The 15,637-nt window shown below is 54.7% G+C and carries 12 protein-coding genes; 10 read left to right on the top strand and 2 right to left on the bottom strand.

Features of this window, described 5'->3' with window-relative positions; genetic code table 11:
- Window positions 1–32 precede the first annotated feature (32 nt).
- On the bottom strand, window positions 33–2,069 hold the full coding sequence (gene waaA, locus ABNT34_RS06945; protein ID WP_348730046.1) for a lipid IV(A) 3-deoxy-D-manno-octulosonic acid transferase: 2,037 nt from the start codon (window positions 2,067–2,069) through the stop codon (window positions 33–35).
- A gap of 193 nt (window positions 2,070–2,262) precedes the next feature.
- On the opposite strand from waaA, the gene ABNT34_RS06940 reads away from it, so the two are divergent.
- From ABNT34_RS06940 to ABNT34_RS06895, 10 genes are all read left to right on the top strand, one after another.
- On the top strand, window positions 2,263–4,392 hold the full coding sequence (locus ABNT34_RS06940; protein ID WP_348730044.1) for a TonB-dependent siderophore receptor: 2,130 nt from the start codon (window positions 2,263–2,265) through the stop codon (window positions 4,390–4,392).
- 150 nt (window positions 4,393–4,542) lie between these two features.
- Entirely contained in the window at window positions 4,543–5,826 is a 1,284-nt protein-coding gene (msrA, locus tag ABNT34_RS06935; RefSeq protein WP_348730043.1) for a peptide-methionine (S)-S-oxide reductase MsrA, read from the top strand.
- A 66-nt stretch (window positions 5,827–5,892) separates the two neighbouring features.
- The gene (locus ABNT34_RS06930; protein ID WP_348730041.1) at window positions 5,893–6,675 is read left to right on the top strand and encodes an ABC transporter substrate-binding protein; all 783 of its coding nucleotides are present in this window, start codon (window positions 5,893–5,895) and stop codon (window positions 6,673–6,675) included.
- 63 nt (window positions 6,676–6,738) lie between these two features.
- A complete protein-coding gene (locus ABNT34_RS06925) occupies window positions 6,739–7,803 on the top strand; it encodes a hypothetical protein (protein ID WP_348730039.1) in 1,065 nt (354 codons plus the stop codon).
- A complete protein-coding gene (locus ABNT34_RS06920; protein WP_348730037.1) occupies window positions 7,800–8,372 on the top strand; it encodes an SIS domain-containing protein in 573 nt (190 codons plus the stop codon). The genes ABNT34_RS06925 and ABNT34_RS06920 overlap by 4 nt, the downstream gene beginning before the upstream one ends.
- A 10-nt stretch (window positions 8,373–8,382) precedes the next feature.
- Window positions 8,383–9,828, top strand: a complete 1,446-nt coding sequence (gene hldE / locus ABNT34_RS06915) for a bifunctional D-glycero-beta-D-manno-heptose-7-phosphate kinase/D-glycero-beta-D-manno-heptose 1-phosphate adenylyltransferase HldE (protein WP_348730035.1) — start codon at window positions 8,383–8,385, stop codon at window positions 9,826–9,828.
- A 6-nt stretch (window positions 9,829–9,834) separates the two neighbouring features.
- A complete protein-coding gene (locus tag ABNT34_RS06910) occupies window positions 9,835–10,914 on the top strand; it encodes a glycosyltransferase family 9 protein (RefSeq protein ID WP_348730033.1) in 1,080 nt (359 codons plus the stop codon).
- Window positions 10,914–11,483, top strand: coding sequence for a D-glycero-beta-D-manno-heptose 1,7-bisphosphate 7-phosphatase (gmhB, locus tag ABNT34_RS06905; RefSeq protein ID WP_348730031.1), 570 nt, complete (start codon window positions 10,914–10,916; stop codon window positions 11,481–11,483). The genes ABNT34_RS06910 and gmhB overlap by 1 nt, the downstream gene beginning before the upstream one ends.
- Before the next feature lie 12 nt (window positions 11,484–11,495).
- Window positions 11,496–11,858 (top strand): hypothetical protein, encoded by a 363-nt coding sequence (locus ABNT34_RS06900; RefSeq protein WP_348730029.1) that lies wholly within the window; start codon window positions 11,496–11,498, stop codon window positions 11,856–11,858.
- Window positions 11,859–12,517: 659 nt separating this feature from the next.
- Window positions 12,518–13,756 carry an FIST N-terminal domain-containing protein gene (locus ABNT34_RS06895; protein WP_348730027.1) on the top strand — a complete coding sequence of 413 codons (1,239 nt, stop codon included), beginning with the start codon at window positions 12,518–12,520 and terminating at the stop codon, window positions 13,754–13,756.
- Between the two features lie 43 nt (window positions 13,757–13,799).
- Here ABNT34_RS06895 and ABNT34_RS06890 read toward each other — a convergent pair whose 3' ends face one another.
- Window positions 13,800–15,506: a M1 family metallopeptidase gene (locus ABNT34_RS06890; RefSeq protein ID WP_348730025.1), complete on the bottom strand. Its 1,707-nt coding sequence runs from the start codon at window positions 15,504–15,506 to the stop codon at window positions 13,800–13,802.
- Window positions 15,507–15,637: the final 131 nt, after the last annotated feature.

Genomic DNA, 15,637 nt, shown 5'->3' with positions numbered 1-15,637 from the left:
GCTTTTTTTCCTGGCTTTGACCCAATCAGCAATCAGTGAATTTCTGCTTCGGCCGCCAGCTGTTGCTGATAACCGGTGATGAATACCTGCCAGTTGTCAGTTGTGAAATAAAAAGCAGCCCGCAGCGCCAGCTCTTTTTGCAAACTGCGCTGCAAGCGCGCCACCGGCTCTGACCACCAGTCCGTGCCCGACCTTCTGGCACATTTATCAAAATCAATCAGCCAGAACTGCCCTTTGGCATCCAGCAGAATGTTGTGACAATTTAAATCGGAATGATAAACCCCGGCCTGATGCAACCGCGCCACCACAACTCCAAGCTGCTGCCACTGCGCGGATGCCAGCGCCTGTTGCTGCAGATAATGAAACAAGTCCTGACTCTGCGGGATGCGCTCCAGTAAAATATCGGCGCTATAACCAAAACCACGGCGCTGATAACGCGCTGCCACCGGCGCCGGTACCGGTAATCCGGCCTGACGCATCCACAACAATAAACCGAACTCAGCCAGCGCCCGGCTGCGGGCCACCGGCACAGGGGCAAACCAGTCTTTATTCAATTTGCCAATCAGCCCGCCGCGATAATAATGCCGCAGCACCCAGTCAGTTTCAGCTCCGCTTGCACGCACAAAATACACTGTATTACGTCCGACCGAATGCCCGGTCACCGCCTGTTGTGTCTGCCACCAGGCCGGAGTAAATAAAGGTGCATCATGAAGCTCAGCCGCCAAGGCCGGCGCACACCAGCGTAATTCGCCGGGCAGCGGTACGGGAGTCGCCAGCGCCTGCTGGCTGATCTTCGCCAGAATGCGCGCTGTGGCGCCACCTTGTTGCTGATAAAGCTGCAGCCCTGCCACTGCCAGACGTTGCTGCTCCGCTGGATCGCCCAGCAGCGCCTGCACCTGCTCCGCCAGCGTTGTGGCGTCAGACACCCAACGCACCGCAGCATGTTGCTCCAGTAATTGATAAGCCAGCGCAAAATTAAACACATGCGGGCCGGATAACAGCGGCTTCGCCAGACACATGGCTTCGAGTGGATTATGGCCACCGCGTGGGATCAACGAACCACCGATAAAGACTAAATCAGCCGCCTGATACCACAGCATCAGCTCGCCCATGCTGTCACCAAGCAGCACTGCAGTGTCAGGCGTCACGGCCTGATCCCGGCTGCGCCGGACAAACTTCAGGCCCTGTGTTTCGATTTGTCGCGCCACGCTGTCAAAGCGGTCCGGATGGCGCGGCACCAGAATCAATAACAAGTCCGGCTGCTGCTGGCGCAGTAACTGCAGTGCCGTCAGCAAAATTTCATCTTCGCCGGCATGAGTACTGCCGGCGACCAGTACTGGCCGCGTGCCCCAGTCAGCGCGAAGTGCCGCGGCGCGCTGCGCTAAATCCGGCGCAATGCGCATATCGTATTTCAGATTGCCGGCGCGCACCGCCAGCGGTGCACCTTTATCCCGGCCGGCCAGCGTATTAAAACGCCGGGCTGTGGCGTTATCCTGCGCCAGGATAGCGGTCAACTGTTGCAGCATCGGTTTAACCAGCCAGACAAAACGCCGGTAACCACGGGCCGAGCGTTGCGACAGACGCGCATTGACCAAAAACACCGGCACCTGATGCGCTTTGGCTGCGTGAAGCAGATTTGGCCAGAGTTCAGTTTCCAGCAACAACACCAGCTGTGGTGCCAGCTTGTGCAGCAAACGGCGGTTAGCGCCCGGCGTATCAAACGGCAGATAACAGTGATAAACCCGGCCTGTCGCTATCTGCGCAGCAAAATGCTGACGAATACGCGCGGAACCTGTGGGTGTGGTGCAAGTGATAGTCAACGGCAACGCCGGATAATCGCGCAGCAAAGCTTCAATCAGCGGCGTTGCCGCAACGACTTCCCCCATCGACACCGCGTGTACCAGCAAACCGCCTTGTTGTGCAGGAGTGATGGCTTGCAGCGCAAAACGTTCAGCAAAACGCTGACGGTACGCGGCATCAGCCCGACTGCGCCAGACAAACAGCAGCAACAACACAGGCCGCAGCAGATAAATCAGCAGGGAATACAACATCAGCGCCAGTCGGGACAATCCAGTATCCGTTTATTCAACCCAAGGAAAGCCTGATCATACTGGCTGCGTGTCGCCGTTGCTATAGCTTCGGAGGTATCAGACCAGCTCAGTGGAGGCAGCGCTGGTGGCAAAACAGGTAACAGCATGCGTAATAAGAATGGTTCGTGTTATATTACGCAGTAAAGAAAGGTTAATCCTGTGGAGTCTCCCGATGCCAATGAAGTCTGTCCCGTCTTTGTCACCATTGAATAAAGCCCTGCGCCTGAGTTTATTCGCCACTTTATTGCCGGCCGGTGCCTTGCATGCAGAAACCTTCGACGATGAATCGAAAAAAATCGAACATATTGAAGTTAAAGGCGAAGTTCAGTCTTACAAAGTCGAAGCCATCAGCACAGCGACCAAAACCAACACACCGCTGCGTGATATTCCGCAGGCCATCACTGTGCTGACCGAAGAGCAAATCGACGACCAGGCCATGCAAAATATGGCCGACGTGGTGCGTTATGTGCCGGGTGTGCAGATGGCTCAGGGTGAAGGCCACCGCGACGCGCCGATTTTCCGCGGCAATACCTCAACCGCAGACTTCTACATCAACGGCATGCGCGATGATGTGCAGTACCTGCGTGACTTATACAATGTGCAGCGCGTGGAAGTGTTAAAAGGCCCAAGCGGCATGATTTTCGGCCGTGGCAGTGCCGGTGGTCTGATTAACCGCGTCACTAAACAAGCAAACTGGTCCGATACCGGCGGTATCGATGCATCCATTGGTTCCTGGCAACAAGCGCGGATCAGCGGCGACTACAACTATGCCGTCAACGACGAGCTGGCCGTGCGCCTGACCGGCATGTATGAAGACTCCGAAGGTTATCGCGATTTTTACACGCTGGAACGTTCTGCAGTGAACCCAACGCTGACTTACCGCCTGGCAGACCGCACCACGCTCGCGCTCAGCTATGAACATTTTGATGACGAGCGCATCACCGACCGTGGTATTCCGTTTGACCCGGCGACCAATAAACCGCTGAATATCAACCGCGCGACTTTTATCGGCAACCCGGACTTGAGCACTTCCACCGCCACCGTAGACGCGGTCTCTGCCACAATCAGCCATGAGTTTTTAAGCGGTGCTTTACTGGTGAACCAGACGCGTTATGCCGACTACGACAAGTTTTATGGCAACGTCTTCCCGGGTGCTTATACACCAGCCAATGGCCGGGTCGCAGTGTCTGCCTATAGCAGCAGTACGGCGCGGCAAAATCTGATGAACCAGACCGACCTGACCTTTGAAGCCAAAGCCGGCACTGTGACGCATAAAATGCTGGTCGGCGCCGAGCTGAATCAGCAAGACACCGACAACCAGCGTCTGACCGGCTATTTCACCGACGTTGGTGCGAACGCAACTTCGGCTTTTGTCACGCTGGCCAATCCGGTTTATCGCGGCACTGTCCAGTTCCGCGCCTCAGCCACAGACGCAGACAATACCAGCGATGCCAAAGCCAAAGCGGTCTATGTGCAGGACCAGATTGAAATCACGCCTCAGTGGCAGGCCGTGTTGGGTCTGCGTTATGACGATTATCAGGTTGAACTGGAAAACCACCGCAATGGCAGCGTGATTCAAAGCGAAGACGATTTATTGTCACCACGCGCCGGCCTGATTTACAAACCGGTGGAAGATGTATCGGTTTACCTCAATTACAGCAAAGCCTATGTCCCGCGCGCCGGTGAACAAATGGCGTCACTGACCATCAGCAACGCTGCGCTGGACCCTGAGTCTTTTATCAACCATGAATTTGGTGTGAAGTGGGACGTCAGTGACAGCTTATCGGTGGCGACTGCGTTGTATCAGCTGGATCGCACCAATGTGGCAGTGACAGATCCGGTCAATCCAACGTTGTCGATTCTGGTCGACGGCCAGCAGGTTAATGGTGTCGAGTTTGAAGTGAACGGCAAACTCAGCGCACACTGGGATTTTGTTGCCGGTTATGCCTTCCAGGACAGCGAAATCCTCGCGCCAGCCGCGCAAAAAGGTAAACAGTTAAGCCAGGTGCCTGAGCACAGCTTCTCATTGTGGAACCGGTATCAACTCAATGAACAATGGGGCGCTGGTTTAGGCTTAATCAGCCAGTCGTCAGCTTTTGTTGCCGTCGACAATCTGGTGACCTTACCAGGTTTCACCCGCGTCGATGCTGCAGTGTTTTACACACCAATGCCGGAATTACGCTTGCAGCTTAATCTGGAAAACCTGACGGATAAAACTTATTACGCGTCAGCACACAGCAATAACAACATCACGCCAGCCTCGCCGCGCGCTGCGCGTCTTGGTGTCAGTTATAAGTTTTAACCGCTGCAGCGACAACAGCACGATAAGAAAAGCCCGCTTGCGGGCTTTTCTGCTATTAAATCCGGGAATATTGTTGGCCTGCTGCACAAAGTGCGCTGTTTGGCCGGTCTTGTCGTATAAGTCCGAAATAATAAAGACCGGAGATCTGCCATGCGCTTGTTGATTGCTGCTATTGTTTCCGCCCTAACCTGCTTGCCGGCCCAGGCCGCAACGCCCGCCACAGCCACACAAGCCAGCATGCAAAGTGACAGCATAGTGCTGGGCGCCGGTTGTTTTTGGGGCGCCGAAAAACGTTATGCCGCCATCCCCGGTGTGCTGAATGCTGTATCCGGTTACGCCGACGGCAAAGGGGTCGAACCCAATTACCGCGCCATCACAGCGCCGGCGCGGCGGCTGGACCCAAATAACCATGCCGAAGTGGTTAAGGTAACTTTTGACCCGGCCAAAGTGTCGCTGCGCCACATCCTGCAGGTTTATTTTGAAAACCACGACCCGACCCAGCTTAACCGTCAGGGCAATGATATCGGCACTCAGTACCGCTCAATTATTCTGGTACAAAATGTCAGTCAGCAGGCGCTGGCTGAAGCGGTCAAAGCACAGTATCAGTCACTGCTCAGTGCTGCCGGATATAGCGCCATCACCACGCAAATTAAGCCACTGACTGAGTTTTTTCCGGCTGAAGATTATCATCAGGACTATTTAGTGAAAAACCCGGATGGGTATTGCCCGGATCACAGCACCGGTGTGCGCTTTGCAACGACAGTTGTCGCAGCGACAGACAACAGTGCGTTACTCAAAGGCAAACAACTCTTAGTACTGGAAGCCGAAGGTTATTGCCCCTATTGCGAAAAATTCCGCAAAGAAGTGCTGCAGCATTATCGCGGCACTATTGCAGTCACCACCCGCACCAGTGCGCAACTGCAGGGCCTGCAGCTGAAAACCCCGACCTTTGCCACCCCGACTTTGTTTTTTTTGCAGGACGGCAAAGAAGTGTTTGGCCATCAGGGTTATTTAACCCCGAAAGAGTTTTATCAGGCGCTCGGCGCTTTTCAGCTCGGTGATTCAGAAGCCTTTGCTGTCGCTTTTGATAAAGGCACAGACAGCCGGTTTTGCAAACAATATGAAATTTTCAAAAACACGCCGGACGGTGTGTTTATCGACAAACTGAGCGGCTTGCCGTTGTTTGACACCCGCGACCGTTTTGATTCCGGCAGCGGCTGGTTGTCGTTCACCAAACCTGTGGCCGGCAGTGTGGTGGAATTGCCGGATAACAGCTTTGGCATGCAGCGGATTGAAATTCGCGCCAAAGTCAGTGGTATTCATTTAGGCCATGTGTTTCCGGATGGCCCGGGCGGCCAACCGCGTTATTGCATCAACGCCACAGTACTGGATTTTGTTGCGCGCCAGGCGATTGAACCAGCAGATAAAAGTTGATTTGGCACTGCGCACAAATGCTGGCTAGACTGGAACCATGTCTCGAAAACGTGAACGGAAGCCACCATGAAGCAAGGAAGCTTACTGTGCACACTGCTGTTCTGTGGCCTGGTACAGGCGGCCAGCCTGGAGCCACGCATTATTACCGTGGAAGAACCACCGGCCAGTTTTGCCCTGCCGGATGGTCAGACGGATGGTTTTGTTGTCGATATCGTCAAAGCCTTGCAACGCCAGTTGAAGGACAGCACATCCATCGAGCTGCTCCCTGAAGGTCGCGCCATGCTGACCGCGCAGCAGGAACCGAATGTACTGCTGTTCAGTTTCTCCCGCACCGCGGAACGCGAAAACTTGTATCACTGGCTGCTGCCGGTATTACAAAAACGCTGGCAAATTTACCTGCCGGCACAAAGCCAGCGCCAACTACAAAGCCTGGCCGATCTGCGTAAGCTCAATGCCATAGGCGTCGTGCGCGGCGACGTGCGCGAGGCTTATCTGCTGCAGCGCGGATTTACCAATCTGGTGGCGGTAACCAGTCATCAGCAAAATCTGCAGATGTTAAATTCTGGCCGGGTCGACGCCATTGCCGGCGACAGCCTGGAGCTGGCTTATCAGCTCAGGCAAAGCAGTCAGACGGCTCCGATTAAGCTGGCTCTGACGCTGCGCAGCAGCACTGTGTATCTGATCATGCCAAAAAACGCTGAAGCCGGCTTGGTACAACGCTGGCAACACGCCGCCAAAGCCCTGCAACAAAGCGGCGAGCTGGAACAAATTGCCGTGCAGTGGCAACAACGCATCCAGCAGGAACTGCAAATCAACGTGCAACGCGACGGCCATTTACTGCTGTTTTGAGGCCATGCATCGGCATCGGCTTTCCGTTATACTGGCCGCACTTTTGCCTAAGGTCAGACAAGTATGACAACAGCCGCTCCCCGAATTGTGTTTTTGCCAGTCTCCAGCCCCAAAGGCATCGGCGAATATATGCGTTCGCTGATCATCGCTGAGGCGTTAATCCAGCAAGATCCATCTCTGGATATTCAGTTTGTACTGAACCGGCATGCCCCTGCGGCGGCCAGCTGCCCGTTTAAAACCCATCTGCTGAATAATTCAGCCACCAAAGAAAAAGCCGCCGTCAACAAGTTGCTCGCCGAACTGAAACCCGATATGGTGATTTTCGATTGTTCCGGCCGGGCTTCCCAGGCGCGCGCAGCAAAACAAGCCGGCGCCAAAGTGGTGTTTGTCTCGCAGCACAAGAAAAAACGCGCCAAAGGTTTTGCCCTGCGCCGGTTAAGCGCGCTGGATGCGCACTGGATTGTGCAGTTTAAGTTTGTCGACGGTGATCTGACTTCGCTGGAGCGCTTTAAATTACGCTTGCTGAACAAAGATGAACCGATTTTCACCGGCCCGGTGTTCAGCGCGCCTCAAGCAGAATTACCGACCAGCTTCAGTCAGTTTGCCGGCAAAAATTACAGCGTCTGGGCGGCCGGTGGCGGTGGCCATCAGGTACAGGGCCGCAGTGCGACTGAAGAGTTTTATCAGGCTGCGCTGGCTGTCGCCACACCGGATCAACCGGCACTGCTGGTGGCCGGCGGCAATTTCACCGGTGAATTACCTTCGACCGACAGCGTCACAGTAGTTAAATCTTTGCCAAACCAGCAGCTGATGACCTTGTTAAATCAGGCGACGCTGATTGTCAGTGGCGGCGGCGATATGATGGGTCAGGCCATAGTGCTTGGCAAAAACATCGTTGCAGTGCCGGTCGCCGGTGACCAGCCGGACCGCGTACTGGCTTGCGCCGCCGCGGGTTTAATCTATCCGGCGACTTTAGCCAAAGCCGACATCGTGGCACAATGCCACAAAGCCATGCACAAACCGCTGCAACCAGCGCAGCAGTTTGAACCAGGCCTGCAGTTGGTACTCAAAGACATTTTCCGCCTGTTAGGCCGCTCTGAAGCATTTTCGAAAGGACAAACCGCATGAATCAAACTGCCAGTTTTCTCGCAGCCATCGCCCGTCACCGCGAAGTTTTTGCCGTGGCCGAACAATATGCGGCACAAAGCCAGCAATTGCTGGACGCCGTGGTCGCCTGCCTGAAAGCCGGTGGCAAAGTGGTCTGGATGGGTAATGGCGGCAGCGCGGCCGACAGTCAGCATCTGGCAGCGGAATTTATGGTGCGCTATAAAGCCGAACGCGGCCCGCTGGCTTCAATTGCATTAACGACAGATACCTCGATTCTGACCGCGCATGCCAACGACTATCATTTTGACACTGTGTTTGAACGTCAGGTACGTGGCATTGTCCGCGCCGGCGACGTGGTGATTGGCCTGACTACATCGGGCAAAAGCCCGAATATCAATCTGGCGCTGACCGCAGCCAACGAGCTGGGTGCTTTTACCGTAGCGCTGACCGGCCGCGATGGCGGCAAAGTCAAAGACATCGCCCAGCTCCCTATCATCGTCAACTACGACGAAACCGCGCGCATTCAGGAAATGCATATGTTTATCGGTCACTGGCTCTGTGAAGCACTGGACCTGGTGCTGGCAAACTGAGAAGCAAAAGATGATTGATATCAGCCGTTTAAATCATTTGTCACAAGCGCGCATTTTGGTGGTCGGCGATGTGATGCTGGACCGTTATTATCAGGGCGACACGCAGCGCATTTCACCGGAAGCGCCGGTGCCTGTGGTGCGGGTCAGCAAAATTGAAGATAAAGCCGGCGGCGCCGCCAACGTGGCGCGTAACATTGCCCACCTGGATGCCAAAGTGGGTTTACTTGGCCTGATTGGCCGCGATGACAACGGCGACAGCCTGAAACAAATTCTGGCGGCGGACGGCATCCGCTCTGAATTATTGGCGCAGGACGAGCATCCGACTATCGCCAAAATGCGGGTGATTTCGCGCCATCAGCAAGTGGTACGGCTGGATATCGAACAAAACTTCAGCCGCCAGCAGGCCGAAGCGCTGGCTGACCAGGTCACGGCTTTATTGCCGGATTATGATTATGTGCTGGTGTCGGATTATGCCAAAGGCTCGCTGGCAGCAGTCGGCCGCATTATTGCCAGCGCCAAAGCTGCCGGCAAATATGTGCTGGTAGACCCGAAACAAGCTGACTTAGCTGTCTATCGCGGCGCCGATATTATCACGCCAAATCTGTCAGAATTCCGTTTAGCCGGTGGTGATACCAGCTCAGAAGCCGCGATGTTTGCATCCGCCCGTGCCATGCTGGAACGTTGTGGTATCACGGCCATGCTGCTGACGCGCTCTGAACACGGCATGACGCTCATTACCGCAAGTGACACGCACCATTTCCCGGCGCAAGTGCTGGAAGTCAGTGACGTCACAGGTGCCGGTGACACTGTGATTGCCACGCTGGCCGTCATGTTAGGCGCTGGCATGGCGTTGCCGCAGGCGGTCGAGATGGCCAATCTGGCGGCAGGCCTCGTCGTGGCGAAATTAGGTGCTGCCACTGTGTCACCACAGGAGCTGGCGGCGAAACTGAATTCCCATTTGTTCTCGCAAGGTGATGTCTATCTGACGCCTTTTGACAAAGCACTACAACATATTGAATTCGCGAAACAAAATGGTGAGCGCATCGTGTTTACCAACGGCTGTTTTGACATTCTGCATGCCGGCCACGTGCGTTATCTGGCACAGGCCAAAGCGCAGGGTGACCGTTTAGTGGTGGGGTTAAATTCAGACGCGTCGATCAAACGCCTCAAAGGCGAAAGCCGGCCGGTTAATCCGCTGGATGAGCGCGCCACTGTGCTGGCAAGCTTAGCCTCCGTCGACTGGGTGCTGCCATTTGGCGACGACCCAAGCGAGCAGGACACACCGCTGCAGCTGATTTTAAAAGTGCAGCCAGACGTGCTGGTCAAAGGTGGCGATTACACTATCGACACTATTGTCGGTGCGCGTGAAGTGCTGGATGCCGGCGGTGAAGTCAAAGTGCTGCAGTTTGTCGATGGCTGCTCAACCAGCGCAATCATCAAAAAAATCAAAGGGTAAGCGCTGATGTCCGGGCAAAACATGGCGTCAGCCACGCTGAACTCCATCTGCATTCTGCGGTTGTCGGCCATTGGCGATGTCTGTCATGCCGTCGCTGCAGTGCAGGCTATTCAGCGTTATTACCCCAAAGCGAAAATCAGCTGGATCATCGGCAAAGTTGAAGCCATGTTACTGCAAGACCTGCCCGGTGTTGAGCTGATTGTGTTTGATAAAAAGCTTGGCCTTGGCGCATACAGCGATTTACGTAACAAGCTTAAAGGCCAGCAGTTTGATGTGTTGTTGCATATGCAGGTCGCGCTGCGCGCCAATGTCGCGTCTTTGTTTATCCCGGCGCGACGCAAAATCGGCTTTGACTGGTCGCGCGCCAAAGAACTGCATGCGCTGTTTATGCGTGAACGCATTGCCCCGCAGCAAGAGCCGCATGTGCTGGATGGTTTTGCCGGTTTTGCCCGCCACCTCGGTGTGCCATTTTTACAAAATCCGCAGGACAAACCGCAGTGGCAGATGCCAATCACCGATGAACACAGAAACTGGGCCAAAGCTCAGCTCAACAGCGCCACTTCGCGCCATCTGGTGATTTGCCCGGCCGCCTCCAAAGCCGAGCGCAACTGGCTGCCGGTGCGGTATGCCGCTATTGCCGATTATGCCGCGACGCAGGGTTTCAGTGTCTATCTGTGCGGTGGTCCGACCGCGATGGAGCAGCAGCTCGCCAAGGAAATCAAAACTCAGGCGCAAACTGACATCATCGACTTGGTCGGCAAAACCAGCCTGAAACAATTGCTGGCGCTACTGGAGCAAGCCTCTGTGGTGCTGGCGCCGGATACCGGCCCGGCGCATATGGCGGTCACTGTCGGCACGCCGGTAATTGGCTTATATGGCCACAGCAACCCGGGCCGCACCGGGCCTTATTTGTATCGCCAGTATGTGGTGGACGCCTACCACGCCGAACTCAAAGCGCAGACCGGCAAAACGGCTGCCCAATTACCCTGGGGCATCCGGGTCAAAGGTAGCCATATTATGGAAAACATCTCTGTGGAAGCAGTCCGGCAGATGCTGGACAACGTGATCCGCCAGGAAGGACTCTGATGAATACAAGCACTTTGACACCATTACGCAAAGCCGCATTTCTCGACCGCGACGGCGTGATTAATATCGACCACGGCTACACCTTCAAACCCGAGCATTTTGATTTTATCGACGGTGTATTTGACGCCTGCCGCCATCTGCAAAACCTCGGTTATTTGCTGATTGTCGTTACTAACCAATCCGGCATTGCCCGTGGTTATTACAACGAGCAGGATTTCGCCGTGCTGACCAGCTGGATGAAACAGCAATTTGCCGCGCACGGCGTTAAAATCGACGGCGTCTATTATTGCCCGCACCATCTGGAAAAAGGCCAGGTGCCGTACAATATCGACTGTGACTGCCGCAAACCCAATCCGGGCATGTTGACTCAGGCGATCCGTGAATTCGGCATCGACCCGGCGCTCAGCCTGATGGTCGGCGACAAAGCTGCAGATATGCAGGCGGCCGCTGCTGCCGGCGTAGGCCGCAAAATTCTGGTGCAAAGTGGTCAGGAACTATCGAGCGATGATTTACAAAGCGCGGATTTGGTCTGGGCGTCGCTGGCCGACGTTACACAAATCACTGAATAAAATGAGGCCTTGTTGAAGATGTTACCTTGGTATCTGGCCAGTGCAGTGGTCGCAAAAACCTCGTTATTAGGTTTGGGCTTAGTGACTTTAGCTTGTTGTATTGCCGCTTTGCTGGCGCTGCGCTGGTTTGGCAACGGTTTAAGCCAGCCGCTGCAACAGCGCTTTCGGCAGATCTTCCGCACCGGTTTATATCTGCATCTGGCGACTTATGCACTGCTATTCAGCAAAATGTTGCTGATTGACGGCTGGCAGGATGTACCAGCTTTCCTGCTCGGTCATCTGGTCATGCACCACGCCGTGTCGGCGCTGATTGCGACAATCCTCATTATCATGACCATCCGCATCTACAACCACCGCAGCGCCGGCGTGCTTTAAGTACAACAGCTTAGGCCTCAATGGTGGCAAAGCCGGCATTGCTACTTGCTTGTTCGTGCTTCCCACGCTCACTTCTGATCACTCACTTTGCGGCTGGCGATGTTGGAATTGTAGGAATTTGAGAAGACTGCTAAGAGCGAATTGCAGATCTCCGTTATATTGTAGGGGTAGGGCTTGTCCCTAACCGAATATCGCGGATTGCGGGTAGGGACAAGCCCTACCCCTACGGTTCGTCAAATGACCGCTTTTGGCACAAAGTGACGATACCGATGGACTATCAAAACGGCCGGATGATTACAAAAGCAGACCCTCTGCGGCAGGGATGCCGAAGAGGAGCCTACAGGGATTGTATCCACGGCGTGTCTGCGTTGTAGTCGTCCGTGCCGTTTGCTGCAATCTTCGTTAAGCATTCGTTTTTGAATGTAGGTCTCCTGGGATCCGTGAGCGGATTGAAGGCGACCACAATCGTGTGACGACCAGAGGGCCCCTACGGTTCATCAAACTCCGCAACTGACACAAAGTGACGATTTAAATAAACACTCAATCCCATCTTCAACGCCAAACAGTACCTTTTCAACGCCCAAATCTGAAAAATCAGGCTGATTTCTAAACAAAACTCGGTACAATGAGGGGCGATTTAGTTTTTCATCAGGGATCAGATGCACGTCGTAATCGGGAATAGTACCGCAGTACAGGCCTTTCAGGCCGGTGTTCAGGCCGTCACCGCCGCGTTAAAAGACCTTCCGCCCCAGCTCACACCAAGGCTGGCTTTAGCTTTTTGCAGTGGCGATTTAGACGCTCACGGTTTTTATGCCGGTATCCGGCAATTGCTTGGCGATTGGGTGCCGGTTGTTGGCGGTTCTGCGATGGGGCTGTGCTGGGCGCAGCAATGTGTTACCGAAGGCCCTTGTGCCGCCGTGGTGATCCTGGCCGGTGACGACTGGGAATGGCAGCTGGCGACCAGTCAGGACATTTACCGTGACCCGCATTTATCCGGCGAAGTACTGGCCGGCCAACTCCCCAGCTTACCCGACAGCCGTTGCCTGTTAGTGTTATTCGACTCCATCCGTTTTGCCGCCACCGCACAAAATCCGCCTGTGCTGGTGCCGTCCGGCCCGATGATTTCCGGGGTCCACCATCCGCGTTTAAAACACTTGCCGTTATTTGGCGCCGGTTTAATTGGCGATTCACATTTTAATCTGACCTGGCAATTCAGCGGTGACGGTGTCAGCCGTCACAGTGCCAGCGCGCTGCAACTGGCCGGGCAATTTCAGGTCGCCAGCTGCATCATGCATGGCTGTGTGCCTTTGTCCGACCGGCGTTTTACTGTGACCGACGTCTTTGGCCAGTATCTGTATCAGCTGGATCAGGAACCGATAGTGCCGCTGCTCGACCGCCTGACGGGTAGCAAAGAATGGCGGCATTTAAAACACAGCCCAAGCGGCACGCCGCTACCGGTAACCACACTGGCACTGGCCCGGCCGCTTGGCGATGACAGCGATGAACAGCAGCTGGTGACCCGGCTGATGACCGGCGTGATGCCGGGCGACGATGCTGTGATGTTATTTGAAGCAGATTTTATTAAAGGCCAGCAAGTGATGTTGATGCGCCGCGATCCGGCGTTGATGCTGCAGTCAGCCCGCGACAACACCACGCGTTTACTGGCACAAATTAAAGCAGCCGGACAACAAGGCCGGCTGGCGCTGTATTTTGACTGCGGTGGCCGCATGTCAGCAATCAGTGGCAGTGACGGCGAAGAAGCAGAAATCGTGCGGGATTTATGTGTTGGCGCCGGTATTCCGTTTTTAGCCATTTATACCGGTGTCGAGATCGCACCGCTGCAAGGTGCCAGCTATGGCCTGGACTGGAGCGGCGTTTTGGTGATCCTGACGCAATAACACAAAAGACGGCCACAGCCGTCTTTTTGTTCCTGATGAAGACCTAGTCTTTGCGTTTATTCTTCACCTTCAACTGGTTCTCTTCACACAAACCAATCAACGGTAATTGCCGCAGAATTTGCATTTCCGGGTCGATTTGCAGCTGATCAGACGCTTTCAGCAGCACCGGGCCTTTGCTGAAATCCAGCACGGTCGGCTGACCATTCAGCAGCACCGGTACCGGCATCGGGAATGGCTTATTCGCCGGTACTTTCCAGCTCAGGGTGCGGACATTCCCCGCAGTGCTGTCAATCAGTTCAGGCAAGGCCGCCTGATACAGATACACATCAAACAGCCACTGATAATCTTTGCCGGTCAAGCGGTTCACGATGACAATAAAGTCTTCGGTGGTGCGGTATTTTGGCGTGATCGGATATGGGATAGATGCCGTGTCGGCCGTGCCGTACAGCAGCTCGCGGGTGGCCTGCCAGAACACCGCATCGCCAATCAGATAACGTAAAGTGTGCAGCGTCCAACCACCTTTACCGTAAATATCTGAATTAAAAGCCTGATCCGAAGTAACTGTACCGGTACGCACCACAGGATCGCAGTTCACCAGCCCCAGATAAGATTTATACAGCTGATAATGGTAAGCGGCGATGCCGAGTTTATCTTTGGCATAAGCCGGCTGCATATACAGGCCAAAACCTTCGTGGATCCAGGCGTGGTTCAGCGTTTTATGCGTGACTAAATTGCCAAACCATTCGTGCGCCAGTTCATGCTGCGCCAGCCAGTCGTAGCCGTTGTCGTCGCGTTTGTAGCCTTTACCATAAGCGTTGACGGTCTGATGTTCCATACCAAGGTGCGGCGTTTCAACAAAACCCAGTTTCTGGTCACCCCAGGGATAAGGCCCAAGCACCCGCTCGTACCACTGCACTTGTTGTAATAAATCCTGCTGCCACAAAGCTTCAGCTTTCTGCGCATTTTCTGGTAAAGCCCAGAACTCCACCGGAACTTTGCTGCCGTTGACGCTGGTATAACTGTGCTGAATCCGCTGATAAGGCCCGATATTCAGCGCAATATTGTAATCGCTGGCCGGCACCGACAATAACCAGTCAAACTGCTGCTTATCTTTGCCGACCGGCGTGATTTGCTGCAATACGCCGTTGGTAACAGCCGACAGGCCATTGGGCACGGTCAGCCGGATGCGCATCGAATCGGCTTTGTCGGCAAAATGGTCTTTACAGGGCCAGAACAAATCACAGCCTTCGCCTTGCACTGCGGTGGCTATCCAGGGTTTGCCATCCGGCGTCTTGGCCCAGACAGTACCACCAGCCCAAGGCGCGTTTTTCGCCACATGCGGCTTGCCAGCATAAAACACTGCCACATCCACCGCGCTGCCAGCCGCTTGCTGGCCGCTTAAGTCGATGCTCAGCACCCCACCGTTGCGCTGATAAGTGGCGGTTTTACCACCGACTTCAATTTTTTCGATAACGAAGCGGCTGTCGAGTTTCAGTTCCACTTGCGCGCTTGGCGCCAGCAGAACAAAACCAGCACGGCCGACACCACTGATGCTTTGTGTCGCCGGGTCAATCTCCAAAGTTAAATCATAGCTTTTAACATCGGCGGCCTGCGCCACAGTGGACAGCGGCTGGCCGGTATCGCCGATCAGCGGGTCGAGCGGCGTGACGGTTGACTGACAAGCGGTCAGGCCAACAAGAGTCAGACTCAGTGTGGCAACACGAAAATCAGGGCGGCGCAGCTTTTTCATTAAAATCAGTTCCTTCGGACGACGGCTAAAAATGTTGTACTTCATAATGCCAGTTGCCGGCAGAATGACCAATGCACCTTGCTGCGGCCTGTCTCCGACGCCGGGGCTTTGGTCGCGGTGGTCTGGTAATC

This window comes from Rheinheimera texasensis, assembly GCF_964031785.1.
In the GTDB taxonomy this organism is placed as follows: domain Bacteria; phylum Pseudomonadota; class Gammaproteobacteria; order Enterobacterales; family Alteromonadaceae; genus Pararheinheimera; species Pararheinheimera texasensis_A.
Note: the sequence above shows the minus strand (reverse complement) of the source record. Positions and strands in the feature narration are given on the sequence as shown.